Below are 25,625 nucleotides of genomic sequence, written 5' to 3'. Positions count from 1 at the left end.
CCTTGCTCCAAGACACCGCGGCTTTCCAACCCGCTCTCCGAAAGGAGGTGCCTGCTTCTTCCAGGGAAGATGTGGGTGGTGGTTCCGTGGGCAGCCAGGATGCCGTGGCGCAGCCAGAAGGCACGAGGAGTTACATCGGCATCTCTCTCGCCATCTCGGCACTGCTGATCTTCACGGTGGGCGGAGGATTGCTCTGGAAGTTCCAGCAACAGCAGCAAGAGATCAAGGAACGCGATGCGTATGCCGGAGCCATCGAGAAGCTTTGGAAACAGAACGGAATCATCCTCGAAGACTCGCGGAGGTTTCTCGAAGAGCAGCCGGACCTGGCTGAAGGAAAGAAGCTGCTGAAATCACACGAAGCCTTTTTCCGCAGCATGAAGCAGGTGCTGGAAAAACCGGAGGCGCAGGCAGCGCTGTCCATGCCTGACGGCAACCAGAATGACATGGGTGAGTTCAAGGTACGGCTGGATGAGTGGGCCGCTCTGCACGCCAGTCCCTGGGCCAAAGTCGAGAAAGGCACCGCCACCGCAGCGAGCCTTTACACCGCCTTCCGCAGATGGGAGCTGGCACGCAATGCCCTGTGGAAGAAGCTGGCTGCGTACGTCAAACTGAGCGCCCCGCCCGCGCCTTCCATCGCACTGCTGCAACCCCTGAACTCCCGGGCCAAGGAGTTGCTCAGCCGCGCGGAGCCTGACCACTACAGCCGGTCGCAATGGGCGGACTTGGCTGAACTGCTGGAGCGTCAAAATTGCCCCATGGATGCCGAGTTTCAGCGCTGGCTGAAACTGTGGGAAGACCTCGACGGCCCCTCCCCAAGCGCCGCAGCGGAAATGAACTTCGCCGATGCCTCGCTGCCCGAGTGGCTGCACGAAAAGGCGCAGAAGCAGCATGACAAGGACATGGCCGCCGCCAGCCAGGTGGCCGACAAAAACAAGAAGGACAGCGCAAACCAGCCCACCGAAAATTCAAAACCGAAAGTGATGGCGGAGGACGCAGACGCCCTTCCTCTCAGTCATGACATTCATGTGCTTCTGCTCAAGCCCGGCGAAGATCCCTCAGCCATGGTCACCGAACTGAAAGTGGCGGCGGACATGCAGCTCTATGTCGGTGAAGCCTGGGATGCGCACCCCAGCCCAGATGGCAAGGCCGAACCCAGAGATGGTGAATTGAAGCCTTGGCACTCGGTCAGCATCGAAAGCAGCAATGAGATCAACTTCGGCCCCTCCAGGCTCGCGCCGCTGAATGAGATGGTCCGCATTTCCAATAGCGGCGCTCTGGTGGCGCTGCCGAAGCAACTGCGAAGCCCTGCCCATGGCCTCCGGCTCGTGGCACGCAGCAAAGACGGCATGCAGGTGCTGTTCGATCTTCGGGTGCTCCCTCTCCACAGCGTGGTTGCCAGACCTCTGTTCACGACGGAACTCCCCGCTGCTGCGGACAATTTTGCCACGGCCACGCTGCGCCTGCCCGCAGGCTTCATCCCACGCCTTCACCTGCTGAGCTTGACCCGTCCTGCCTATGCCTTGCGGCTCGATGGCACGGCTTCCGAGCAGAAGATCTACGAGCTCAAACACACCGTCGATTCTTCGTTTGAGGTGATCGCGCCCGCGAGCTACTCGGCCCACAGCCAGAGCATTCAGACACTCGGGCTCCAGATTGCCGAACTCGAGGCGGGCATTCAAAAAGACGCTGCTGAACTGGCCAATATTGACCCGAGGATGCTGGCACTCGTGCGGGAGCAAAAGAAACTGGCCCTCACCCTGGGCATCACTGAAAAACAGGAGCGACTGCAGGCCCTGCGCGACCAGCTCAAAGCCCTCGCGGCCCAGCCTGCCGTGCATTTTGATCTGCTGCCAGGCCGTTACACGCTGCTGATCGAGCACGCAGGAAGCAAGATCGAGCTCTGCAAGCTGAACGTCTCCGCCTCCCCCAAGATCACCACCACTACCACCAAGCCTACCGCCCCGTGAAACCCCTGCTCCATGCCATCGAGGTTATCCGCGCCGTCCTCAAAGAGGAGTCTCCCCCTTCCTCCGTCGAGGACGCTGCCATAACCTATGCGCAGGCCTGCGCAGATGCGGAGCGCCGCCTGGACCGCGTCTCCGCCATGCTCCAGAAAGGCAGCGACTACCAGGCCCTCCAGGTCGCCGAGGAAGAACCACCGCTCCTCGACCTCGCAGCCATCCTCAGCTTTGGCGAAGAAAAAAACTGGTACGCCTACTGCGAATCCCACGGCCTCAAGACCGCCGTCCGCCTCAATGCGCGTATCATTCAGGACTTGGAGAATCTCTATGCCAAGGGCATCTCCGCCAATCATCCGCTCTACAAGGACTTCCGCTCCGCCGTCCTCTCGCGCGATGACGAGAAATCGCTCCGCATCGTCCGCACCATCCTCAAGCTCAATCCACAGGACGACAACGCCCGCAAGGAGCTCCAGCGCCTCGAAAACAAAGGCCTCCAGGAAAAGATCGACCTCCTCCGCGACGCTCTCAAGACCGACGACGAAGAGCGCATCGCCTCTCTCACCGAAGGCATCAAGGCCGTCGCCCCTCCGGCCAAGCTCGAGCGCCTGGACGTTTTCCATCAGGGCGAGGACATCCGCCAGGCCCTCCGCCGCAGGCAGGCCCAGGCCCGCGTCCCCGGCATGCTCGCCACCATGCACACCCTCAAAGCCGAAGGCCAGTGGCACCAGGTCGGCAAACTCCTCGAAACATTGGACGCCTTGATCGCAGAGCACGGCCTGGTCCCTGCCGATGACGAGCAGCAGTCCGCCATGACGGACCTCACGCGCTATTTCCAGAAGGAAAAGGCCGCCGACGAAAAGCAGCGCAGCTTTGACCGCGCCCTCAAAAGCTTCATCGTCTTCGTGGAGGAGGTGGAGACACGTCTCCTCACCGGCTCCGGCGTCACCTTTGCCGAAGTCGCCGAGAAAGACGAAACTTTCGTCAAACGCTGGAAGGAGCTCGAGGCCTACTCACTGCCCGTCGCCAACGATGCCCTGCAGCGCCTCCGCACCGCCGGTCAGGAGCTCCGCGCCCGCCTGGAGCGCATGCAGCGCGCCAGGCGCATCCGCACCATGTCCATGGCTGCCGCCGCCTTGGTGCTTCTCTGCTGCATCTCCGCTGTCTGCCTCCACGCCTGGAAAGCCTGGTCCCTCACCCAGGAGCTCGCCTCCTATCAGAAAAAGGAGAGCACCACCGCCGCGCAGGACCTCATCAAAAAACTGCGCACCGAGGAGGACCTCCTCCTCCGCTGGCCTTACCTTCAGGCCAAGATCGAGGAAGTCAGCGCCTGGGCTTCCAAGGCCAAGAGCACCGATCAGCAGGCCCAGGAAGCCCTCCTCGCTTTGGAGAAAGCCTTCGACGGAGACAGCACCAAGCTCCCTCCTTCCCAGCTCGTCAGGCAGCTTGCCGACGCCGAGACCCTGGTAAAGCAGCTCGCGGGCGATCTCGCCTCCAAGCAGAAAAACCGCCTCACCGCCCTCAAGACCAAGGCAGACCTCCACCTCGCCACCGTCCTCAAGGACCTCTCCGCCCGCACCGCCACCACCCTGGGCCAGATTGAAAAAACCAGCACCGAAGAGCTCTCACACGAAAAACTCGTCGCCAGTGTCCGCACCAGCCGGGATGCCCTCGACCAGCAGCTCCAGCCTCTCGAAGCCCTGCTCAAGCCGGAGGTTCCCGCCCTCGCGCTTCCTGCGGATCTCGAAACCCGCATCAAGGCCCAGCGCCAGCGCCTCAATGCCTACAAGGATGACATCCAGTCCTTTGCCACGCTCCGCACCGAGACCTCCGCCGCCAAAACCCTGGAGGAGTATCGCAAGGCCGTCGCCAAATGGCAGGCCGTCAAGTTCGCCGAGGCCGCCCCCGCCACCAAAATGCTCGACACCATGCCGTCGGAGAAAGCCTTCCAGGCAGCACTTTATACCAGCGGGGACCAGGACATGCTGCAAGCCATTCTCGATGACAAGTCCGGCCGCCAGATGTACCCGGACACCCTGCTGGAGGCCGATCTGAAGGGCATCCTCAGCCTCCTTCATGACGAGCGCCTGAACAACATCTTCGAAAGCACGCTCCTCCACTACTCCAGCAACAAGCCCTCCTCCACCATCTGGTCCACCAGCAAGCCCGAGGAGACCGTCATCGGCGGCTCCACCCGCTGGAGCACCAAGTTCTACATGCCGGACCCCGCCGTCAATACCGTCATGTTTGTCCAGCAGAGCTTCACCCGCGCTGGCACCGCAGGCAGCTACCAGGGAGACGCCGTGCAGTCCACCCGCCTCAGCCAGACCAGCCAGTTCATGAACTTCATGGACTTCGGCCGCATCACCGATGAAAAAGGAGAGCGCGTCCAGCGCCCCCTTCTGGAAGCCTTCGACAAGCTGCTCCGGGACACCAACGGCAGCCCCGTCGCAAAAGCCTACGTCATGCTCAAGCTTTACGACATCGTGAAGCTCCGCCCCTATGCCTGGGGAGACCACCTCTGCCCTTCCCTCCAGCAGGATATCCGCGAGCTCCGCCGCATTCTCGCCTCCACCTCTTTGCGTAGCGAGGACTGGCTCATTCCATCCATGCGTGAAAAGTGGAACGCCCCTCTCGCCTCCTTTTTCAAATCCTGCAAAGACCACTCCTACATGACGGAGGCCTCCGCCCGCCGCACCTACCTGCGCGCCGTCGCCAATGCCGGCCTCAAATTTGCCGGATACGTCGAGACAGACCTGTCCCTCGTCCTCAATACCCAGGGCCGTTCCTCCGCAGAGCTCTGGGTCGTCGGCAAGGACGGTGGCAAGCCCCTCCTCGTCACCAATCCCCACGCGGGTGCCGCCGCCTCCGGCTCCACCACACCCATCATCGCCTCCGCATCCCTTCCCCTCAGTCCCGTGTTTGTCGTCAGCGCGGATCGCAAAGCCCTCGCAAAGCAGTACCAGGACGCTCTCTCCTCTCCCGGAGTCGAGTCCAAGCCCGTGCTCAACGAATCCGTCTTCCTAACAGTTCCCTGATATGAGTGACACCACCTACACCCTGGAATGGCGTGGAACCAAGAAATCTGGCTTCACCTACAGCGCCATCGAAGCCGGCCTCTCCGCCGGTGACATCCACTCCCTCTACAAAATCCAGGTGGACGGCAGATGGATCGTCCTCCGCGACTTCCTGGAGCAGCACCGCGCCGCCGCCGAGGCTGAAAAGCGCAGCGCGTCAGCGGCAGCAGCCGCGGCGGAGGCGCAGCAGAGGCAGCAGGCCGCCTATGCTCCGCAGGCCCACTACCCGCCGCAGACCGCTCCTTACCAGCCACAGTATCAGCAGCACTATCCTCACCCGGGCGCACCAACCCACTATCCACCGCAGCAGGCCTATGCCGCCGCGCCACCGCCGCCTTTGGTGAAGGGCAAACAGGCGGTGCCAATGCCCCACAGTCCGCATGCGGCCAAACCTGCAGCGCACAAGCCCGCCTGGCTGTGGCCCCTCATCATCGGCTCCGCCACCCTGTTCATCCTTCTCGGCATCGTGGCTGTCTATTTCTTCGCCACGCATAAGTTTGGCAGCAGTGGCAGTGGCACCGCCAGTGCCAGCACCTCCGGAACCCCGAAGGAAAAGCCGGATTCCACGCCGGCGCAGGTCAAGTTCCAGCCCTACTCCCTCACCGGAAAGGAGTTCTACCCCAGCGCCCTCGTTTCAACCGCAAAGGTGGACTGGAATGGCGATGCACAGGCGGCCGAGGACAAGAAGACCGAGGACGATCCCCTTCTGCGCAAGAACGAACGTCCGCTCTACGGCGACGAAAACAGCTGGCTGGGCATGGACTTCTCAGGTCTCAAAAAAGGCGACAAGGTCAGCATTCAAATTTCTGCCGAAGGCTTCATGCAACCCTCCAAGGAAGAGGTGGTCGTCAACAACCTGGGCGGGGACGGAACTGCCATGATCATGCCCAAGATCGTCTGGAACTTCGAGTCCCTCACCAGAGTCCGGCAGCAGCGTCCCATCAATGTCATCTTCTCTGCTTCCGTAAACGGCAAGGAGCTTCGGCAGGTCACCGAAACCTACACCATGCGGTCCATCAATGACTGCCCCCTGCTGCTCTTGAACAAGGAAGGCGATGGCGGCACCAACCTCTCGTTCCTCTTTGCCGCCTACGTCAATGAGGACCACCCCCAGGTTCAGCAAATCCTCAAAGAGGCCCTTGAGTCCGGTCTGGTGAAAAAATTTAACGGCTATCAGGGCGATGATCCGGCAAAGATCGCCAAGCAGGTCAGGCTTCAGGTGTTTTCCATCTGGAACGCCCTGCAGCGCCGCGGCATCAAATACAGCAACGTCGTCACCACCCGCCCAGGCGACAGGGTTGTCAGTCAGAGCGTCCGCTTCCTGCAGGAGTCGATAGACAACCACCAGGCAAACTGCGTGGACGGCACCGTCCTCATGGCCTCGGTGCTCCATAAAATTGGCATTCAATCCTACCTCGTTCTCGTCCCCAATCATTGCTTCCTCGCCTTCGACGAGATACCGGACAGCGCCGCCCTGCCCACTGGCCTGGAAACCACCATGCTCGGCCATGACGACATCACCGATGTCAAAAAGATGGAGTTCCTCTCCTCCGAGCAGCAGTCCAAGGAAAACATGGCCTCCGCCAAGACCTTCGTCACCGCGATGGAGATCGGAAGCAGCAGGATCCAGGCCTGCGCTCGCAATCTCGAAGGCCAGGGCACGCCCAAATACCGGCTCATTTCCATCGAAGATGAACGCCAGAACGGCATCGACCCCATTCCCTACACCGGGGACAAATGACGTCTGAGCCCTCCATTCACTCTCCTTTCCTATCATTCGTTCCATGAGCATTCCCCAGGTCCCGCCCTCCACCCACGCCCCCATCTCCGGCAGCCCTTACCAGGACCCGAAAAAGACCCTCGACTGGTCCCGCTCAGACATCGAGCGCAAGTGGGGCTTCCACGGCGGCCGCTTCACCAATCCCGGCAGGCTCATGTCCATGATCCTCGGCGTGCTCCTCACCGCCGCCTTCTACGCCGCCATCGTCATCGTCCAGCAGCGCTGGCCTCACACCCACTGGTTCGCCGCCATGTTTCTCGAGCGCGGCCCCTGCCCCTACCCCACCATGCTTCTCTTCTTCTGGGCGCTCGCCCTCCTCTGGATCAAGTGGCGCAAATTCATCCTCCAGCGCCGCGCCCTCGGCCTCCACATCATGCCCCAGGAGCCCGAGTTCGTTCTCACTCCAGAAACCGCCCGCGAAGTCCGCGACCGCATGTGCATGATGGTGGACAATCCCCACCACTTCGTGCTCTTCAATCGCATCGATCTCGCCCTCGCCAATCTCCACAACATCGGCCACACCGCGGACGTCGCCGCCATCCTGAAAGTGCAGGCTGAAAATGACGAAGCCCAGGTCGCCTCCAGCTACGGCATCGTTCAGGGCTTCATGTGGGGCATTCCCGTCCTCGGCTTCATCGGCACCGTCCTCGGTCTCAGCCAGGCCATCGGCGCCTTCACAGACACCCTCACCGCCGGTGGCGATCTCGCCGCCATCCGCGCCTCCCTCAAGACCGTCACCGGCGGCCTCTCCACCGCCTTTGAGACCACCCTCGTCGCCCTCGTCTGCGCTTTCATTTTGCAGCTCCTCGTCAGCTTCATGCAGGCCCTCGAGTCCCAGTTCCTCGACGACTGCAATGACGTCTGCAGCAAGCACGTCTCCGGCAAGCTCCGCCTGCAGTCCAACTGATCCCCACCCAGCATGAGAGGCCGGTTCAACAAATCAGACGGCAGCGCCGTAAGCTTTTTCGCCTTCCAGGACGTCATCACTGGCACCACCGGCTTTCTCGTCATCATCACCATCTTCCTCGCCCTCAATCTCGATGAAGTCCTCAGCACCAGCAGCACCCCGGACCCCCATGCCGAGCTCGCCTCCGCCCTGAAGAAAACACTCGAAGAAATCGCCCAGGCCAAGCGTGCCGCCCCCCTCACAGAGCTTCCCTCCAACGAGACTCCCGAAACCCTCACGCGCATGATCGCCGAGCTCAAGCTCTCCATCGAGCGCCTCATCTCCGCCTCCTCTCCAAAGCCCACCGAACGCACCGAGCAGTCCCAGCTCGACATCGAGGTCCGCATCGAAAAGCAGAAGCTCCTCACCACCATCGAATCCCTCAAAAAGCTCCTCCCGGACAACACCAAGGAGGCCGCCGAAGCCGAGTCAAAACTCGTCGCCCTCGAAAGCGAGCTCAAGGAAGCCGAAAGCCGCCTCATCAAAAGCTACGACCAGAAAAACGTCCTCCGCCTCATCCCCCAGAAAAGCTCCACCAACAAGGACCCCGTCCTCGTCGTCGTCGAAAAATCAAACTACCGCATCCTCCTTTTCGACGGCTCCAAAGAACGCCAGGTCTCCTCGCAGGACGACCTCATGCAGGCTCTCACAGCCTTCCCCCCCGCCTCCCACTACACCGTCATCTACTTCAAGCCCTCCGGCTCCCTCCAGTTTGACGACATCAACAAGCGCATCCGCGGCGCAGGCTATGAAATCGGCTACGACCTCATCCCCGAGGAGATCCAGCTCGAAACCACCCCCGCAAAGGAGTGACCCGCCATGAGAAAACTCCGCCCCAGTTCCAGTGAAAGCCTCGACCTCCTGCTAGACACCCTCTGCAACATGTTCGGCGGCATCATCCTCATCTCCTGCCTCCTCGCACTCCTCACCCATAACACCCCGCCCAACCCGGGAGATCCCACCGAAACCACCGGCACCCAGGGCCGCCTCCTCGCCGAACGTCTCGACGCCGCCAACCGAGAACTCGCCGGCATCAAGCTCCTCAGCCAGAAAATGAAGGACACCGGCCAGGACAAGCTCCAGGCCCTTCTCCAGGAGCGCGATGAACTCCGCGCCACCCAGGAGCGCCTCCGCCAGTCGCAGGCCTCCCAGATGAACTCCAACGACGAATCCACCAAGGACCCCGTCGGCGAAATCACAGAACTCCGCGCCGAAGTCAAAGCCCTCGACATGCGCTCCGCCGATGCCAAGGCCCGCAAAGAAGCCGCCAAAGAAAAAGGCCGCGATCTCGCCGCCAAAATCCAGAGCATCCGCAGCAAGATCACCGACAACAACGCGAAGCAGACCGAGCACGTCCGCTTCCCCAAAGAGCGCGAGATCACCAAAACCCCCATCAACGTCCTCCTCAAATACGGCGCCATCTACCCCCTCGTGGACGCCTCCGGCGAAAAATTCTCCGGCATCACCCGCGTCGAAAAAGCCGACGAAGCCTTCGAGGCCATCCCCCAAAAAAACGAAGGCATCTCCCTCACAGACACCGCCACCGTCAAGCGCCTCCTCGCCAGCTTCCAGCGCTGGGGCGGCTACGTCAGCCTCAATGTCTACCCAGACTCCTACGACACCTTCCGCTCCCTCAAAGAACTCATCCTCGAAGCCGGCCTCGACTACGGCTTCGAAGTCGTCCCCGAACACTACATCATCACCTTCAGCCCCAAAGGCACCTCCCCCAAGCCGCTCTAGAACAATGACGAAGGATGCACTTCATCATTCATAATTCATCCTTCATCTTTTCCCTCCATGCCTCCTCCCTTCGATCTACGAGAGCGCACCAAAGCCTTCGCATTGAGAGTCGTGCGGATGTTCGTCGCCCTGCCAAAGACAGATGAGGCACGTGTCATGGGAAAGCAGGCCCTGCGCGCCGGCACTTCCGTGGGGGCCAATTTCCGCGAAGCTCACCGCGCACGTTCCAAAGCCGAGTTCATCGCCAAAGTCGGCGACTGCCTCAAGGAACTCGATGAAACATCCTACTGGCTCGAACTCCTCATGGAAGGAGACATCGTCCCCTCCTCCAAGCTCGCCCCACTCCACGACGAAGCCCAGCAGCTCCTAGCCATCCTCACCACCATCTCCAAGAACGCAAAAAAAGGAAAAGACAGCAAAGACTCCGAATAATGACCTCCGGATTTCATCATTCATAATTCATAATTCATCCTTCATCTTTTGCTTCCTGATCTCTCTCATTCTGCGCCATCCCACCAGCTTCTTCTGCTGCTCATCCCACAGCCGGAACCACAGTGACTTCAAACTCACGCGAATGGTGATCGGCTTCACCTGCTGAAACACCGGGTGCGAATAGTGGCAGCGCTCCAGGTAATAGTTCGGAATGCGCGAGCTCAGATGATGGATGTGGTGAAACCCAATGTTCCCGCTCAGCCACTGCAGCACCCGCGGCAGCTTGTAGTACGACGAGCCCTGCAGCGCCGCCTCCGTGTAGTCCCACTCCTCATGCGACTCCCAGTACGCATCCTCAAACTGGTGCTGAATGTAAAACAGCCACACCCCGCACGCACCTGAAACACCCGTGATGATCCCCTGCACGATCAAATAATTCATCAGCCCATAGATCGACGACATCACCACCGCCAGCGCCAGCAGCGCCAGATTCATATACCACACCGAGTTCTTCTCACGCGCATCCCCGCCCTTGGCTGGAATCCGCTGCAAAATCACAAACAGCACAAACGGCGCGATCACCAGCAGCACGATCGGGTTCCGCGCCAGCTTGTACGCAAACCGCTTCCATCGTGAAGACTCGATGTACTCCTGCACCGTCATCGTCCACACATCACCGATCCCCCGCTTGTCCAGGTTCCCCGTCGTCGCATGGTGCAGCGAATGCTCCCACCGCCACTGGTAGTACGGCGTAAACGTCAGCATCCCCGTGATGAAGCCCACGATGTCATTCGCACGCTTCGATTTAAAAAACGACCCATGCCCGCAGTCGTGAAAAATGATGAACACCCGCACCACCAGCGCGCCCGCCATCATCGCCAGCGGCACCACCAGCCACCACGAAACCTGCAGCGCCCAGTAAATGCCCGCCCATAGCAGCACATACGGCACCAGTGTGTTCACCAGCTGCACCACCGCCCGCCAGAGCGACGGCTGTTGAAACTTCGCCACGATCACCTTCCACTCCGCAACCGTCGGAAACCGCGCTGTCAGCGTCGGGATGCTCGCTCCACTCATATTCATGACTGTCCTTTCGTTTGTCGTTATAATCATAACGCCAGATCCCAGCTGTTCAATCGCCGACTCAACCCCGCGCCTCGTGACCATACCGTAAATAAATCCTCACGCAAGGCATCCGGCCCACCCCTCTCATCCGATCTCCTTATCGTTCAGCACCTCGCGCAAATCCCCACCGAAAAGCGCGGCGTCCTGATCCAAGGGCGTGGGTCTGCAAAAAGACTGCACGCCCACTTTTTTGCCCTCGCCCCACCCCGAGGTCCCGCTGCCCCCTCAAACCTCAGCCCGCAAATCCGCCCACTTCGCCCACGAAGCCCCCGCCCCACGCCACCCCCATCTCCAGGCTCACACCTGCACCAGCCCTCAACCCCGGCCGCCTCCCATACCACATCCCAATATCTTCAAGCATCCCCCCCTCACGCCCATCCCCCTTCATAATTCATAATTCATCCTTCATAATTCAAATCCCCCCCATCCGCCCCCATCCCCAGCATCGAAATCGAGGAGTACCCCTCTCACGGTCGCTCCTCATGAACACGCCCGATACCCCCTCATCCCCCAGTGGTGGGCCGCAAAAAGAAGTCACGCCGCACCCTCCAGCCCCCGGCACCACCGCCCCCGCCGCCAGCGAAGGCCCCACCCGCCGCGAATTCGTCACCCACATGAGCGGCTGCGCCGCCTCCATATGGGGCTCCCAGTTCCTCTCTCCCTCCCTCCTCGCCCAGCAGCCCCCGCCACCACCCTTCACCGGCCCCGGCGCCACCATGAAGATGTCCCTCAAAGTGAACGGCCAGACCCACGCACTCGAAGTCGACACCCGCACCACCCTGCTCGATGCCCTTCGCGAGCACCTGCACCTCACCGGCAGCAAAAAAGGCTGCGATCAGGGCCAGTGCGGCGCCTGCACCGTCCTCGTCGGCGGCCGCCGCGTCCTCTCCTGCCTCAGCCTCGCCATCATGCAGCAGGACCGCGACATCACCACCATCGAAGGCCTCGGCACCCCCGAAAAAATGCACCCCATGCAGACCGCCTTCGTCAGGCACGACGGCTTCCAGTGCGGCTACTGCACCCCCGGCCAGATCTGCTCCGCCGTCGCCATGCTCCGCGAAATCAGAGCCGGCATCCCCAGCCACGTCACCACAGACCTCACCACCCTCCCCCAGTTCTCCCCCACCGAACTCCGCGAGCGCATGAGTGGCAATCTCTGCCGCTGCGGCGCCTACTCAAACATCGCCGAAGCCATCACCGAAGTCGAAAAGGAGGGCGTCCTGTGAAAGCCTTCACCTACCAGCGCGCCACCACCCCCGCAGAGGCCGCCGCCGCAGCCGCCACCACCCCCGGCGCCAAATTCATCGCCGGCGGCACCAATCTCCTCGATCTCATGAAGCTCCAGATCGAGACCCCCGCCCACCTCATCGACGTCAACGACCTCGACCTCCACAAAATCGAAGCCACCCCCACCGGCGGCCTCCGCATCGGCGCCCTCGTCCGCAACACCGACCTCGCCGCCCACGAAACCATCCGCCGCGACTACCCCGTCCTCACCCGCGCCCTCCTCGCCGGCGCCAGCGGCCAGCTCCGCAACATGGCCACCACCGCCGGCAATCTCCTCCAGCGCACCCGCTGCCCCTATTTCTACGACTCCGACCAGCCCTGCAACAAACGCACCCCCGGCACCGGCTGCGGCGCCCTCCACGGCTACAGCCGCCAGCACGCCATCATCGGCGTCAGCGACTCCTGCATCGCCACCCACCCCAGCGACATGGCCGTCGCCATGCGCGTCCTCGACGCCACCGTCCACACCATCAAGCCCGACGGCGGCACCCGCGACATCCCCCTCGCCGACCTCCATCGCCTCCCCGGCACCGAGCCCCATCTCGATACCATCCTCGCCCCCGGCGAATTCATCACCTCCGTCACCCTCCCGCCCCCCATCGGCGGCCGCCACGTATACTTGAAAATCCGCGACCGCGCCTCCTACGCCTTCGCCCTCATCTCCATCGCCGCCATCATCCAGCCAAACGGCTCCGGCCGCGTCGCCATCGGCGGCATCGCCCACAAGCCCTGGCGTGTCGAATCCGCCGAAGCCGACCTCCCCCAGGGCGCCAAAGCCTTCACCGCCCGCCTCCTCGCCGGCGCCAAACCCACCCCCGAAAACGCCTTCAAAATTCGGCTCGTAGAGCGCGCCCTCGCCTCCATCCTCGAAGACGTCAAAGGCCCCCGCCCGTAGTCCAAAGTAGTCCAGTTGCGCCGCAACTGGCTCCCCCCAAAGCACCCAGCCCCCGCTAGGCCCGCTTACCCCCAAGCCGCCGCCTCGAACGTCCCAAACGCAGCGTCAGCGATACAGCCCTCTTTCCACCGATCACACCGCGAAACCCATGCCGCAGGCCCGGTAGGGAACCGAACCGCTGCGTCGGGTCCCAAATTCCGGGTCTGCATCATCTCAGGCGCCAAAAAAAGGTCCGCCGTCCTAAAACCGTGGAAAGCCAGCAGCTGCAGCGTGTTCCCCCAATCATTTGCCATCGTCGTGCCATAACACCCCATCGCCCGATAGGGCGGCTTATCCCCAAGCCGCCGCCGAACGTCCCCAAGACCTCTTTCACGCCCAGCCCACCGCAAACGCCCTCCGTCCCGCCTCCAAAATCATAAATCATAAATTCTCCCCCCACCGCCTCCCTTCATTCCTTGCCATCCGAATCATCCCCGGCTTTTATAGGAAAATCCCCACATGGCACGAAAAGCAATCAGCAAGCCCGGCTCCGGCACTTCGCAATCATCCGCCACCATCGGCTTCACGGTCTGATGCATACAACCACCACATCGCTCTCTCGGAACAAGCGTGGAAGCTCACGTCGCAAAGGTGACGAGTTCCAGGATTTCTCTGCACTTCTTGTCGTCCTTGAACTCTACGCAGGTGGCGAAGAGTATCAGGTTTACCTCGAGTATGAGAAAACAGAAGCAATCGACGATATCGTCATATTTTCGGGGAATCGCATAAGAGCTGTTCAAGCAAAGTATGCCATCGATCCGTTAGCAGTATACGTCCCTGAAGATTTTGTTGACGAAAATAGTGCCACTTATTTCGGAAAGTATGCAAAAGGATGGCGTCAGGCAAAAGTAGATCATCTTGGTTTTGAGATTACGGTCGAATTGTTATCGAATCGAAGTCGAGATTCAGAACTCGAAAAAGTGATCGGAGCAGATGGCAAATTCACACCCGGTTTTATTGCTGGAACGCTACGAAAGAAGCCAAAAGAATTTCGAGATAAACTTGAGAAAGCTTGTGCGTTTGTGGGCCCTGATGCCGACAAGCATTTCCAGGATTTTCTTCAAGTCTTTCAGTTCAGACTTGGTCAGCGAAGATTGGACGATTTGCGCGGATACCTGCAAGGTGAAGTATTAGATCACAAATTGGGCATATCTGACAGAACGGTCTTCCTTGAACTCAAGGAGTTGGTAGAGCGCCATGCGATAGACTTACACGAGCCCATTAATCGATCACACTTGGATGAGGTGTTCAAAAAGGCGCAACGTCGTTTTCTCCTGCCACAAATATTTCCCGTCGATTCCGACCACTTTGTCAAGGTGGAAACCTTCGAAGATGCACTTCGCCGGGAAATTGAGAACTCAAGCGGTGGCTATATTGTCGTAACCGGGCTGCCCGGCAGCGGTAAATCCACCTCATTGTCTGAGTTTTTTGACGGATTAGTAAAGGACAATCGTTTTGCGGTTTGTCGCTATTTCTGTTTCGTTGCCCCAGATGACGACAATAGCCGACTCCGAATCCAAGCTGAAGCATTGCGTGTGAACCTGCTATCAGAACTTTATCGCGAGTTCGACTCCCTTATCAATCGGAAGTTTGATTTCAGCGAGCACCATTTTGTGGAGGCGCTCGCCGCAATCGGTAAAGTCATCAGTGACCAAGGGAAAAAGCTAATTATTCTGCTCGATGGATTGGATCACGCAGAAAGAGATGCGCAAGTGAGGGACACCACGCTTTGCGCGTTGCCGACAAATTTACCGGCAGGGGTCATTATTGTTGTTGGTACACAGGAACTCAAACACTGGCAGCCATTCGCATTGCGCGACGGGCGCCAACAACGGCATGTTCCCATCCCGCCATTCACAGTCGGCGAGATCCGAACCTATCTTGTCGAAAAACACGGTCTGCACCTTGAAGAAATCCGGATAGATCTGATACATCGAAAGAGCCGGGGATTGCCTCTATATCTGCGTTATGTAGCGTCATGGCTGCGCGAACATCAAAGCGAACCCGAGACGCTCGAAACCATGCCCGAGGCGGGAGATGGGGACATCCGCAACTACTACGAGCGACTTTGGGCAAATTTCGAACGAGATGGAATGATGTATGGACGCTATCTATGTGGCGTAATGGCGGCTATAAGGTTTCCGGTAAGATCTGAGGAATTGGAGCAATTTCAAAGCGCTATTTCTCAGGTTGAACTAGATGCCGCACTTCGTTCAATTACCCACCTCCTTCGCGATGAGAATGGGCAGTTGTCAATTTTCCACGATAGCTTTCGCGTCTTCGTGAATGGAAAGTTGGAATCGACCACTCGGAAGACAATTGCTGCCGATATTCTCAAAAGACTCAAAATTGAGCGTGGGAGTCCGCGATGGTTTGCGTATGCATTCAGATACGCCCTTGAAGCCTCCGATGAGGATTATCTGCTTGCTGAAGTAAACCGCCCGTTTGTCGACTATGCGCTCCAACACTGTCGACCAGCAGTAGAGATCATGACTGCTATCGACGCCGCCATCAAAACTGCTGCGCATCGCCGAGATCTTGTTGCATTGGCGCGGCTAGGCTCGCTGCATTTCCGGACGCACGAGCGACTCTCACAGTTTAATTATGATTCGTTGGCGAAGGTGCAATTGACACTAGGTCGAGTCGGAGATGTTCTTGGTTTTTGCTGCCGTCCACAGGATCAGCGCTGGCTTGTCGAGCCTCGTGTTGCGGAGCAGGTCATGGTCTGGTGCGCTGAGACTAATCACAGAGAATTGGGAGAGCAGCTTTATAGAGTTTTTGCAGATACACAAGAGAACGCGCCGTCTGCAGAAGTATTGGGGATCTATGCTGCGAGACCTGGGCGGGTCCTCCATTGGTTATCGGAGCTTAATCCCACACGGGAGATGCTGGAGCGGATTGACAGGTTTCTTCCCGGTTATTCCCCACCACTTAAGGATTTTCTTTCAAGTCGGTTCCGATATGGCCCACCCGACGATTGGAAGCGTTTCAAGCGAATCCGCCGACTATTTCCAAACAACCTAGTGCGTCACATTTTGCTACGACTCGTAGCGAAATATCGTCCAAATAACGAATTGGCGCTGGAGGTGGACGACTTCCTCTCGAATACGCCAGTCGGTACAAATTTGGAAATTGCTGGCTATGCAGCTCTCGTCGGACTTCCGGTAACGCGCGTCCGTGAGTTGGCAGGGACAGTCATCCTCCCACCTCGGGAACATCCTCGCGACCAGCCAACCGAAGAAATCGAAGGGCATTTTGATCGCTTTGAATGGACGGCTCTCGTGCTGGGGTACGAGAACGACCCGATGCAAATTAGGAATGTGGTTAACCACCTTGGTAAAGCGGAAACGATGTATGCCGGATTCTTGCGCTTCCTTCTTCAAGCCGGCATCTGCATTGGACGGGCGGCATCTGGGACATTTCCACTGGACGAGGGATATTTGGCTGCCATCGGTGCTTTGGACGAACTCGTCAAAGCTGGGAACGAGGACCAATCAGACGAGATGGAGACGTTGCGAGCCTGTCGTCCTATGCTGCCGGAGCAGTTCTTTCGTCTCACCAGATATGTGGCTACCCATCAACCGGATAAACTTGACTCTTGGTGCGATAGATTGCTGGCGTTGCGGGAATGCGAAATGTGGACTTCGCAATGGGGTATTAGCGAAACTAGAGAAGACTATATTTTCGAACTAAATATTTGGGAGCGGGTAATGGTGGTTCCGGGGATGCGCTCGCGTCTCCTACCGATCTTGCGCTCCTGCGCAAAGACATATGAGGAAGCGACTGCGCTTAAATCGGGCTCGCGAAGTGAACACTTCCTGCGGCTTGCGGCGATTGCCGGAAACTGTGGTTGGCGCACAGATGCCGAACGATGGCGGGAGAAAGGTGCCGCGTGTTCTCTCACATACGGATCTCACAAAGATACAACAATAGACCACCTCGTCGACGTATTGGAAATGTTGAATGTGCATGAACCGGAACATGGATTGACCAGGTCGGCAGCGATACTCGAGATGATAAAGTGGATGCAGGCGGCCACCGACAACAGAGGAACAAAGGATTTTGAACAGTCTGTTTTCAGAATCGTTCTTCAGACTAGCCGAGAAGCAGCGTTTCAGTTGGTGCGCTTTTTCCTGCATCACACCGGACGATGGAAGCTACTTGACTGTTTGGAGCAGTACTGCTTGGCCGTAAATAAATGCGATCCTCAGGCTTTGTGGACACTAAAAGATGCATTTACTCCACACTTTTATGAGAGCGGGCGACACAGTAAGCAGGTTACGCGCGTCGCGAAGTCCCTGAGGGATCTTGGTCAACTGCAAAACCCGGGTGAGGCCCAAGCATGGAGAGATAATTACAGTGTCTTCATTCGCTCATTCCTCGACCCCGCCTGGTGGCCCGACGACATTTGGAAAGATGTGAATACATCAGAATCGCGCACGCGTCCACAAACTCGCGATCCTTATTCACCTACACGGTTGTCACCCGAAAAGGAGTTCACGATTGACGGGGCACCGACAGGTCGAGCGAAAGTCGAAGAGCTTCTCTCTCATTCTCTCGAAACGTTCAGCCGAACGCTCGAAAAATTGCGAGCGGAGAATTCCTATTTTCACGATCGCGATATGATCGCCACCGCCTTGGAGTCGCAGTCAGCTAAAGCCACGACACCAGAATCAATCCTTAGTGTTTGGGAGGCTGCCCAGGCTACAGGTGATGACGTGGGAGCAAAGTCATTGCACGCTATCGCACAAAGGCTGTTTGATTTCGGTGAATCGGACCAGGGTTTTAAGTGCCTCCTTCTTGCCTACCAACGCATCAGCGAATACAACCACGGCACGTATCAAGGCAAAGAGTATCTAGTTGAACTTTGCCAGCGGGATCGTGAAAAGGTCGAAGCCTTCTTTGCTGAGCGCTGCGTAAGAGCGCTTGACGCTGAATACGGGGGATTCGATTTGCCGCGCATGATCGCACGGTATTATTCCGCCGTGGGAGATACGCACCGCCTGCGGACGGTCTTTGAGGACTATTTGAAGCATTGCGACGAATTATTTGCTCATTTGCCAAAAGCTGACCTGTATGCGTGGCTGCACGACTATCGTGAGGATGGACGAGTTGAAGAAGCAGAAATAGTCGGATTTCTAATAGACCTAGTCGCTGAGCCAGAGATCGAGCAAGCAAAAAGGCTGGTACGAGTTTTGTCGTATCTTGCAAAGTTCTTCCCTGAACTCGTATGCCGCATCACCTGCGAACGAATGGCGAAAGGCGGACCTTTGCTTCGCGAGCGATTAGAAGTCTTGATTGAGAGTTTAGCAGAAATGTGCCCAACGGCACTCGCATTGCATTTCGATATTCTAATCCCTCTCTTCAAGGAACAAAACTTCCGCCTGATTTTGAGCTTGGTTCGGATTGTATCGGTCATCGTCGCAGCTGGCCAAGCGACAGCAGCGGCGAGCGCGGCGGCTGAAGCAGCAAAGCGGTCCTATTCGCCGCTGATCGCGTATCCGAGTCGCAGATTCATTCATTCAAATCCATCTTCTGAGTTTGTCCTCTTTTTTAAGAGAGCTGTGCTTTTCGACCTTCGCAGTCAGCTAATCGCTACTTGCGAGTTGCTCAATCTATCACCTGGATTCGTCCTGGCTTACTTTGAGCGTAAACTTTATGAATTACAGTGGAGCCAAGAAGAGGAAACAGAACGCCTGAAGGACGATTGGCGGTATCATGCGAGGGACGGCCGAGTTGTGTGGATTGCTCCTCGCTTTCACACCAGAGTTGCAGAGTTACTACAGGAGTTCGTGCATCAAGCTGTTGAGAACGGACGCTACAACGTGGACACAATCACAGCTTTGGAGAATGTTCTCCGAGCGGGAGATCCGGCGTTCATTTGTGCGCTACCTAGCGCTAAGCCGCATGACATTCCTGCCTTGGATGTCACCAATGGAGCATCGTGGGTAGAGGAAGCCCACTCGTCTTCCCGAAAGCGAATTGAGGAGATGTCCGCCGAAGAATGGACGACTGTTCATGAGGAACGTCTGCAATCGCAATCCGACGGCCATCATCCCGTGTTCGTCTCAATCTTGCGTGTCCGATCCGCCCTCATATCGCCTGCGCTCGCATCTCAGCCTGATTCGCTCCCGTCGTTCGAACATTGGTCTGACAAAATTCCAACACTACATGAGGAAGAACGACTCACTCTTGCCGAAAGCCAGCGTCGGCTTCTAAAGAAGGCGTTACCTGTCGACTTTAATGACGAGTTACTTCCGTTGGTTAGCTCACATTACAACGGCACAGTGTTTCTGGGCTTTAGGTCGATTGCATTTCTTCACCCAACTTGGCTAAAAGCTTACGAATTAGTGTTCGATGGCAGGGAGCTGGTGATGAATGGGATTTCCATTGCCCGGCTTGAGGAGTGGCAGGAGGGTTACGAGGAAAATCCTGACTCTCGTGATTTGCTTTCAGCTGGCATGCGCCTCATCGTCCGGAATAGCTGGCTTAAAACAATTCTTCGCGAAAGAAATCGCGTCCTAGCCATTCACACCGAGGAATCCCGAAGATGGTTCAAGGATCATTGGAAGAAAGAGCCGACAGCCGAGTCAACTCGTGAAACTGACACGTTTTTTATCCATACAACGTAGCTGAGAAACGATGAATCAGTAAACGAAGACTTTGGGCGGTGAGAACACTTATCTCCCCGGCGGCGAGGACGCACTTATTTCGTTGCCAGTGATGATGCCAACGCCATCCATCAACCCAGTCCTCTCCCACGTCCCCTCTGCGCCGAGGGATATAAGGCACCGGACGTCAAGGCAACGCTGAACCTCTCGACACACTCCGAAGTTGAGAAAATCACAGATCCCTCATCTCAAAACCATCTCTGCGTCTTTCCAATCTCTTGCGGTGCAAATCAGCAATCCCCAGATCGGCCATCCAGCATCCAGCATCCAGCATCCAGCATCCGGCATCCGGCATCCGTGTCAATCCGTGCCATCCGTGGTCCACCTCCGGCATCTCCCTCGCTCCCCATCTCATTGTCAGATTGTCTCATTGTCCAATTGTCCGCCTGCCCCCACACGCCACCTCTCCGCCAAATCATAAATCATAAATCGTAAATCATAAATCCCTCCTCCCTCTGCGGCAAAACCGAACGTCCCTTCAACGTCCGACCATCATCCTCCTCCGATTCCGACATCCGTGTCAATCCGTGCCATCCGTGGTCCCCCTCCGGCCTCCCCCAGCACCGACTCCTCAACCCTCCGGAAAAATCTTTTTACCCCAAATCTTTTTACCCTCTCTCCGCCGGCCATCCCCCAGCCATCCCTACCCAAAACCATCTCTGCCTCTCCCCAATTTCAGCCCCGCAAAATCATCGCCCCACTTCTTCCACCTCACCCCCGCTAAATCGACCACCAAAACCCCTATCTCAACCCTCCAGAAAATCATTTTACCCCATATCATTCGACCCTTCTCCGCCCCCTCTGCGGCAAAACCGAACGTCCCTTCAACGTCCGAACAGCATGGTAGCGTCTCCACTCTCACTACCTCGAAAATGGCAGCCTCCGCCAAATCATAAATCATCAATCGTAAATCATAAATCCCTCCTCCCTCTGCGGCAAAACCAAGCGTCCCTTCAACGTCCGACCATCCTCCTCCTCCTCCGATTCCGGCATCCGTGTCAATCCGTGCCATCCGTGGTCCCCCTCCGGCCTCCCCCAGCACCCACTCCTCAACCCTCCGGAAAAATCTTTTTACCCTGAATCTTTTTACCCTCTCTCCGCCAGCCATCCCCCAGCCATCACTACCCAAAACCATCTCTGCCTCTCCCCAATTTCAGCCCCGCAAAATCATCGCCCCACTTCTTCCACCTCACCCCCGCTAAATCGACCGCCAAAACCCCTATCTCAACCCTCCAGAAAATCATTTTACCCCATATCATTCTACCCTTCTCCGCCCCCTCTGCCCCTCCGCTCCTCTGCGGCAAAACCGAACGTCCCTTCAACGTCCGAACAGCATGGTAGCGTCTCCACTCTCACCACCTCGAAAATGGCAGCCTCCGCCAAATCATAAATCATAAATCGTAAATCATAAATCCCTCCTCCCTCTACGGCAAAACCAAGCGTCCCTTCAACGTCCGACCCTCCTCCTCCTCCGATTCCGGCATCCGTGTCAATCCGTGCCATCCGTGGTCCACCTCCGGCATCTCCCTCGCTCCCCATCTCATTGTCCGAATGTCTCATTGTCCGATTGTCCGCCTGCTCCCACAGGCCACCTCTCCGCCAAATCATAAATCATAAATCGTAAATCATAAATCGCGGCCCCATCCACTCCCGCCCCCCGCTCCGAATTAGAGAAGCGCCCTCACCGCGCTTCGCCATGAAGTTCGACACCCCTGCCACCACCAACCCGATCGACCAGCTCACCGTCATCGGCAAGCCCGTTGACCGCATCGATGGCCCCCGCAAAACCACCGGCACCGCCCCCTACGCCTACGAGCGCCACGACGTCGTCCCCAATCAGACCCAGGCCTACGGCCACATCCTCGGCGCAGGCATCGCCAAAGGCCGCATCCTCTCCATCGACCTCGCCGCCGCCAAGGCCGCCCCCGGCGTCCTCACCATCGTCACCGCCGACAACGCCGGCAAACTCGCCAAAGGCGAGCACAACACCGCCAAACTCCTCGGCGGTCCCGAGATCGAGCACTACCACCAGGCCATCGCCGTCGTCATCGCCGAAACCTTCGAGCAAGCCCGCGCCGCCGCTCAGCTGATCAAAGTCAAATACGAGTCCGCCAAAGGCGCCTTCGACCTCGCCGCGGCCAAGGACACCGCCGCCAAACCCAAGCCCGGCCTCATCGGCCCGCCCGACACCGCCGTCGGCGACTTCGACAGCGCCTTCACCGCCGCCCCCGTCAAGCTCGACGAGACCTACACCACGCCCGATCACTCCCACGCCATGATGGAGCCCCACGCCTCCATCGCCGCCTGGGACGGCGACAAGCTCAATCTCTGGACCTCCAATCAGATGGTCGGCTGGGCCGTCGCAGACATGGCCCAGACCCTCGGCATCCCCAAGGAAAACGTCCACGTCTCCACCCCCTACATCGGCGGCGGCTTCGGCGGCAAGCTCTTCCTCCGCGCCGAAGTCCTCCTCGCCGCCCTCGGCGCCCGCGCCGCCAAACGCCCTGTCAAAATCGCACTGCAGCGGGCGCTCATGATCAACAACACCACCCACCGCCCCGCCACCATTCAGCGCATCCGCCTCGGCGCAGGCAAAGACGGCAAACTCACCGCCATCGCCCACGAAAGCTGGTCCGGCGATCTCCCCGAAGGCGAGCCCGACACCGCCGTCGGTCAGACCCGCCTCCTCTACGCCGGAGCCAATCGCATGACCGCCATGCGCCTCGCCACACTCGATCTCCCCGAAAGCAACGCCATGCGCGCCCCCGGCGAAGCCACCGGCATGATGGCCCTCGAAATCGCCATGGACGAGATGGCCGAAAAACTCGGCCTCGATCCCATCGAGTTCCGCATCCTCAACGACACCCAGGTGGACCCCGAAAAACCCGAGCGCCCCTTCTCCCAGCGCCACCTCACCGAATGCCTCCGCACCGGCGCCAAACGCTTCGGCTGGGACCAGCGCAAAGCCGCCCCCGCCAAAGTGTACGACGGCCGCTGGCTCATCGGCATGGGCGTCGCCGCCGCCTTCCGCAACAACCTCCTCACCAAATCCGCCGCCCGCGTCAAAATCGACAAACGCGGCATCGTCACCGTCGAAACCGACATGACCGACATCGGCACCGGCAGCTACACCATCATCGCCCAGACCGCCGCCGAAATGCTCGGCGTCCTCCCCGAGTCCGTCATCGTCCGCCTCGGCGACTCCTCCTTCCCCGCCTCCTGCGGCTCCGGCGGCCAGTGGGGCGGCAACAATTCCACCTCCGGCGTTTACGCCGCCTGCACCAAGCTCCGCGAGATGATCGCCACCAAGGCCAAGGTCAAACCCGAAGACCTCGACTTCGAAGACGGCCGCGTCACCGCCGGAGCCAATAGCTGGTCCCTTGCCGAACTCGCCGGAGACGAAGGCCTCTCCGCCGAAGACCACATCGAATATGGCGACCTCGCCAAAAAGTTCCAGCAGTCCACCTTCGGCGCCCACTTCGTCGAAGTCGGCGTCGATATCTACACCGGCGTCACCCGCGTCCGCCGAATGCTCGCCGTCTGCGCCAGCGGCCGCATCCTCAATCCCAAGACCGCCCGCAGCCAGGTCATCGGCGCCATGACCATGGGCGTCGGCGCCGCCCTCATGGAAGACCTCGTCGTAGACACCACCCAGGGCTTCTTCGTCAACCACGACCTCGCCGGATACGAAGTCCCCGTCCATGCAGACATCCCCCATCAGGAAGTCATCTTCCTCGATGAAACCGATCCCTGCTCCTCCCCCATGAAAGCCAAAGGCGTCGGCGAGCTCGGCATCTGCGGCGTCGCCGCCGCCGTCGCCAACGCCATCCACAACGCTACCGGCATCCGCGTCCGCGACTACCCCATCACCCTCGACAAGCTCATCGACCACCTCCCCGCCGTATCATGAAGGAAATCCGCGACCTCATCCGCTTCTGGGACACCCGGAAGGGCCAGCCCCTCGCCCTCGCCACCCTCGTCTCCGCCCAAGGCTCCAGCTACCGCCGCCCCGGCGCCCGCATGCTCATCAACTCCTCCGGCCACTACGCCGGCGGCGTCAGCGCCGGCTGCATCGAGGAGGAAGTCATCGCCTCCTCCCGCAAAGTCCTCCGCGACGGCGAACCCCAGCTCCTCACCTTTGACACCCGCCTCCGCTTCGGCTGCGCCGGCACCATCCAGATCCTCGTCGAAGTCGCCCCCGCCCATGTCATGCACGGCCTCCGCGAATGTTTCACCAACCGCCAGCCCTGCCATCTCGAAACCATTATCCACGGCCCCTCCCGCGGCACCCGTATTGCCGAATCCGACACACAAGTCGGTACTTTCCGCCACACCATCCAGCCCGTTTTGCGCCTCATCCTGGTCGGCGACAGCCCCGACACCGCCGCCCTCAGCGCCCAGGCCGCCCTCCTCGGCTGGAACGTGGTGCAGAGCCCCTCCACCCCCTTCCCCTCAGATCTCCTCGACGACCGCACCGCCGTCGTCATCGCCACGCACAATTTTGGCCGCGATTGCACCGCTTTGCGCGATTTGCTCCCATTTTCCCCACCTTACCTCGGCCTCGTCGGCTCCCGCCGCCGCCGCGACGACATCCTCTTCGACGTCCTCCACAATGGAATAACCGTGCACGACGGCCTCTTTGCCCCCGCCGGCCTGCATTTGGGCGCAGAAACCCCCGCTGAAATCGCATTGTCCATCATTTCCGAGATCCAGAGTGTCTTTGGTGGCGGTACAGCGCAGCATCTGCGCCACCGCAGCTCTCCCATCCATCAGGCCGTCCCCGTCGCCCTCGCCCCATGCACCGCATCGGCGGCATAATCCTCGCCGCCGGCGGTTCCACGCGGATGGGAACGCCCAAGCAGATCCTTGCGCCAAGTGGCATCCCCATGATCTGCGCTGCAGTGCAGGCCGCCCAAACCGGAGGCTGCGATGTCGTCTGCGTCGTCACCGGTCATGCGCGCGCTGCCGTGGAGAGCGCCGCAGCCACGTTTCATCCCCTATTCGTGCATAACGAAGCATGGCAGCGCGGCATGGGCAGTTCGATTCGTGTGGGCCTCGCCGCCCTCCCTCCTGTCTCCGCCGTCATCCTCCTCGCCTGCGACCAGCCCGCGGTGGATGCCACCGTCATCCGCAGCCTCATAGAGCATCACCAGCGTACCGGACTTCCCGTCGTTGCCTCCCATTACGCTCAAACGCTCGGAATTCCCGCGTTGTTCGCCCAACCCTGCTTCGATGAATTGAAAAGCCTTTCCGATGACCGCGGCGCAAAGTCGGTCATTCACAGCAAGCCTGACCGCGTCGCCGCATTGGAGTTCCCTGCGGGAGCTCTTGATCTCGACACCCCCGAGGACCTGCATGCGTGGCACTGCCACAAGTTGCAAAACCTTGCACCACCCTGCTAGCGTGTGCGGGTGGTGGTCGTTTCCGTGGTTTGCGTCACCGTGGTGCTGCTCAGAGGATCAGGCACCACCGTCTCTCTCGTGACCGTGGTGGTGGTCGGCTTGTCATCATGATCATCAAACGAAATGCAGGACGACACCACCAGCATGGCAGCCAGTGACAATGCTTCGAAAACAGGATGGATTTTCATGGCATCCTTTCTTCGCCTTCAACTGCGCCACTGCGCGTATCCATGCTGAAAAAAAACCGGCGCGTGCCATCTCCGAGCCGCGATA

16 protein-coding genes are annotated in these 25,625 nt (G+C 59.1%); 13 read left to right on the top strand and 3 right to left on the bottom strand.

Features of this window, described 5'->3' with window-relative positions; all coding sequences use genetic code 11:
• Nucleotides 1–2 precede the first annotated feature (2 nt).
• Genes ACILSR_RS05115 through ACILSR_RS05085 form a run of 7 tightly spaced genes read left to right on the top strand, consistent with a single transcriptional unit; the run spans nt 3 to nt 9,933 of the window.
• Nucleotides 3–1,967, top strand: coding sequence for a hypothetical protein (locus ACILSR_RS05115; RefSeq protein ID WP_395748651.1), 1,965 nt, complete (start codon nt 3–5; stop codon nt 1,965–1,967).
• Nucleotides 1,964–4,996, top strand: a complete 3,033-nt coding sequence (locus tag ACILSR_RS05110) for a hypothetical protein (RefSeq protein ID WP_395748650.1) — start codon at nt 1,964–1,966, stop codon at nt 4,994–4,996. Before ACILSR_RS05115 ends, ACILSR_RS05110 begins: the two co-directional genes overlap by 4 nt.
• Before the next feature lies 1 nt (nt 4,997).
• Nucleotides 4,998–6,776 (top strand): hypothetical protein, encoded by a 1,779-nt coding sequence (locus ACILSR_RS05105; protein WP_395748649.1) that lies wholly within the window; start codon nt 4,998–5,000, stop codon nt 6,774–6,776.
• A gap of 43 nt (nt 6,777–6,819) precedes the next feature.
• Complete coding sequence (locus ACILSR_RS05100; protein ID WP_395748648.1) at nt 6,820–7,722, top strand: MotA/TolQ/ExbB proton channel family protein; 903 nt, start codon at nt 6,820–6,822, stop codon at nt 7,720–7,722.
• Nucleotides 7,723–7,734: 12 nt separating this feature from the next.
• A complete protein-coding gene (locus tag ACILSR_RS05095; protein WP_395748647.1) occupies nt 7,735–8,574 on the top strand; it encodes a hypothetical protein in 840 nt (279 codons plus the stop codon).
• Nucleotides 8,575–8,580: 6 nt separating this feature from the next.
• Nucleotides 8,581–9,501, top strand: coding sequence for a hypothetical protein (locus ACILSR_RS05090; RefSeq protein WP_395748646.1), 921 nt, complete (start codon nt 8,581–8,583; stop codon nt 9,499–9,501).
• A 57-nt stretch (nt 9,502–9,558) separates the two neighbouring features.
• Nucleotides 9,559–9,933 carry a four helix bundle protein gene (locus tag ACILSR_RS05085; protein WP_395748645.1) on the top strand — a complete coding sequence of 125 codons (375 nt, stop codon included), beginning with the start codon at nt 9,559–9,561 and terminating at the stop codon, nt 9,931–9,933.
• A gap of 27 nt (nt 9,934–9,960) precedes the next feature.
• On the opposite strand, the gene ACILSR_RS05080 is transcribed toward ACILSR_RS05085, so the two are convergent.
• On the bottom strand, nt 9,961–11,016 hold the full coding sequence (locus tag ACILSR_RS05080) for a fatty acid desaturase (RefSeq protein ID WP_395748644.1): 1,056 nt from the start codon (nt 11,014–11,016) through the stop codon (nt 9,961–9,963).
• A 656-nt stretch (nt 11,017–11,672) separates the two neighbouring features.
• Here ACILSR_RS05080 and paoA point away from each other — a divergent pair.
• The 3 genes from paoA (at nt 11,673) to ACILSR_RS05065 (ending at nt 19,911) form a co-directional block, all read left to right on the top strand.
• Complete coding sequence (gene paoA / locus ACILSR_RS05075) at nt 11,673–12,284, top strand: aldehyde dehydrogenase iron-sulfur subunit PaoA (RefSeq protein ID WP_395748962.1); 612 nt, start codon at nt 11,673–11,675, stop codon at nt 12,282–12,284.
• Entirely contained in the window at nt 12,281–13,240 is a 960-nt protein-coding gene (locus ACILSR_RS05070; RefSeq protein ID WP_395748643.1) for an FAD binding domain-containing protein, read from the top strand. The genes paoA and ACILSR_RS05070 overlap by 4 nt, the downstream gene beginning before the upstream one ends.
• 455 nt (nt 13,241–13,695) lie before the next feature.
• Nucleotides 13,696–19,911, top strand: coding sequence for an AAA family ATPase (locus ACILSR_RS05065; RefSeq protein ID WP_395748642.1), 6,216 nt, complete (start codon nt 13,696–13,698; stop codon nt 19,909–19,911).
• A gap of 682 nt (nt 19,912–20,593) precedes the next feature.
• On the opposite strand, the gene ACILSR_RS05060 is transcribed toward ACILSR_RS05065, so the two are convergent.
• On the bottom strand, nt 20,594–21,058 hold the full coding sequence (locus tag ACILSR_RS05060) for a hypothetical protein (protein WP_395748641.1): 465 nt from the start codon (nt 21,056–21,058) through the stop codon (nt 20,594–20,596).
• Between the two features lie 588 nt (nt 21,059–21,646).
• Between ACILSR_RS05060 and paoC the strand changes: the two genes are divergently transcribed.
• From paoC to ACILSR_RS05045, 3 genes are read left to right on the top strand one after another with little or no spacing between them, the layout of a single operon-like run.
• Entirely contained in the window at nt 21,647–23,860 is a 2,214-nt protein-coding gene (gene paoC / locus ACILSR_RS05055) for an aldehyde oxidoreductase molybdenum-binding subunit PaoC (protein ID WP_395748640.1), read from the top strand.
• A complete protein-coding gene (locus ACILSR_RS05050; RefSeq protein WP_395748639.1) occupies nt 23,857–24,768 on the top strand; it encodes an XdhC family protein in 912 nt (303 codons plus the stop codon). The genes paoC and ACILSR_RS05050 overlap by 4 nt, the downstream gene beginning before the upstream one ends.
• A complete protein-coding gene (locus ACILSR_RS05045; RefSeq protein ID WP_395748638.1) occupies nt 24,747–25,352 on the top strand; it encodes an NTP transferase domain-containing protein in 606 nt (201 codons plus the stop codon). The genes ACILSR_RS05050 and ACILSR_RS05045 overlap by 22 nt, the downstream gene beginning before the upstream one ends.
• Here ACILSR_RS05045 and ACILSR_RS05040 read toward each other — a convergent pair.
• The gene (locus tag ACILSR_RS05040) at nt 25,349–25,540 is read right to left on the bottom strand and encodes a hypothetical protein (RefSeq protein ID WP_395748637.1); all 192 of its coding nucleotides are present in this window, start codon (nt 25,538–25,540) and stop codon (nt 25,349–25,351) included. The genes ACILSR_RS05045 and ACILSR_RS05040 overlap by 4 nt on opposite strands.
• Nucleotides 25,541–25,625: the final 85 nt, after the last annotated feature.

Source organism: Prosthecobacter sp., assembly GCF_044222565.1.
Lineage (GTDB): Bacteria > Verrucomicrobiota > Verrucomicrobiia > Verrucomicrobiales > Verrucomicrobiaceae > Prosthecobacter.
This window is presented reverse-complemented; position numbering and strand designations above follow the sequence as displayed.

Coding starts and splice junctions, on each gene's coding strand:
- ACILSR_RS05100 (WP_395748648.1), top strand. CDS start 6,820: ATGAGCATTCCCCAGGTCCCGCCCTCCACCCACGCCCCCATCTCCGGC.
- ACILSR_RS05040 (WP_395748637.1), bottom strand. CDS start 25,540: ATGAAAATCCATCCTGTTTTCGAAGCATTGTCACTGGCTGCCATGCTG.
- ACILSR_RS05060 (WP_395748641.1), bottom strand. CDS start 21,058: ATGGCTGGCGGAGAGAGGGTAAAAAGATTCAGGGTAAAAAGATTTTTC.
- paoC (WP_395748640.1), top strand. CDS start 21,647: ATGAAGTTCGACACCCCTGCCACCACCAACCCGATCGACCAGCTCACC.
- ACILSR_RS05095 (WP_395748647.1), top strand. CDS start 7,735: ATGAGAGGCCGGTTCAACAAATCAGACGGCAGCGCCGTAAGCTTTTTC.
- ACILSR_RS05105 (WP_395748649.1), top strand. CDS start 4,998: ATGAGTGACACCACCTACACCCTGGAATGGCGTGGAACCAAGAAATCT.
- ACILSR_RS05080 (WP_395748644.1), bottom strand. CDS start 11,016: ATGAATATGAGTGGAGCGAGCATCCCGACGCTGACAGCGCGGTTTCCG.
- ACILSR_RS05050 (WP_395748639.1), top strand. CDS start 23,857: ATGAAGGAAATCCGCGACCTCATCCGCTTCTGGGACACCCGGAAGGGC.
- ACILSR_RS05085 (WP_395748645.1), top strand. CDS start 9,559: ATGCCTCCTCCCTTCGATCTACGAGAGCGCACCAAAGCCTTCGCATTG.
- ACILSR_RS05045 (WP_395748638.1), top strand. CDS start 24,747: ATGCACCGCATCGGCGGCATAATCCTCGCCGCCGGCGGTTCCACGCGG.
- paoA (WP_395748962.1), top strand. CDS start 11,673: ATGAGCGGCTGCGCCGCCTCCATATGGGGCTCCCAGTTCCTCTCTCCC.
- ACILSR_RS05090 (WP_395748646.1), top strand. CDS start 8,581: ATGAGAAAACTCCGCCCCAGTTCCAGTGAAAGCCTCGACCTCCTGCTA.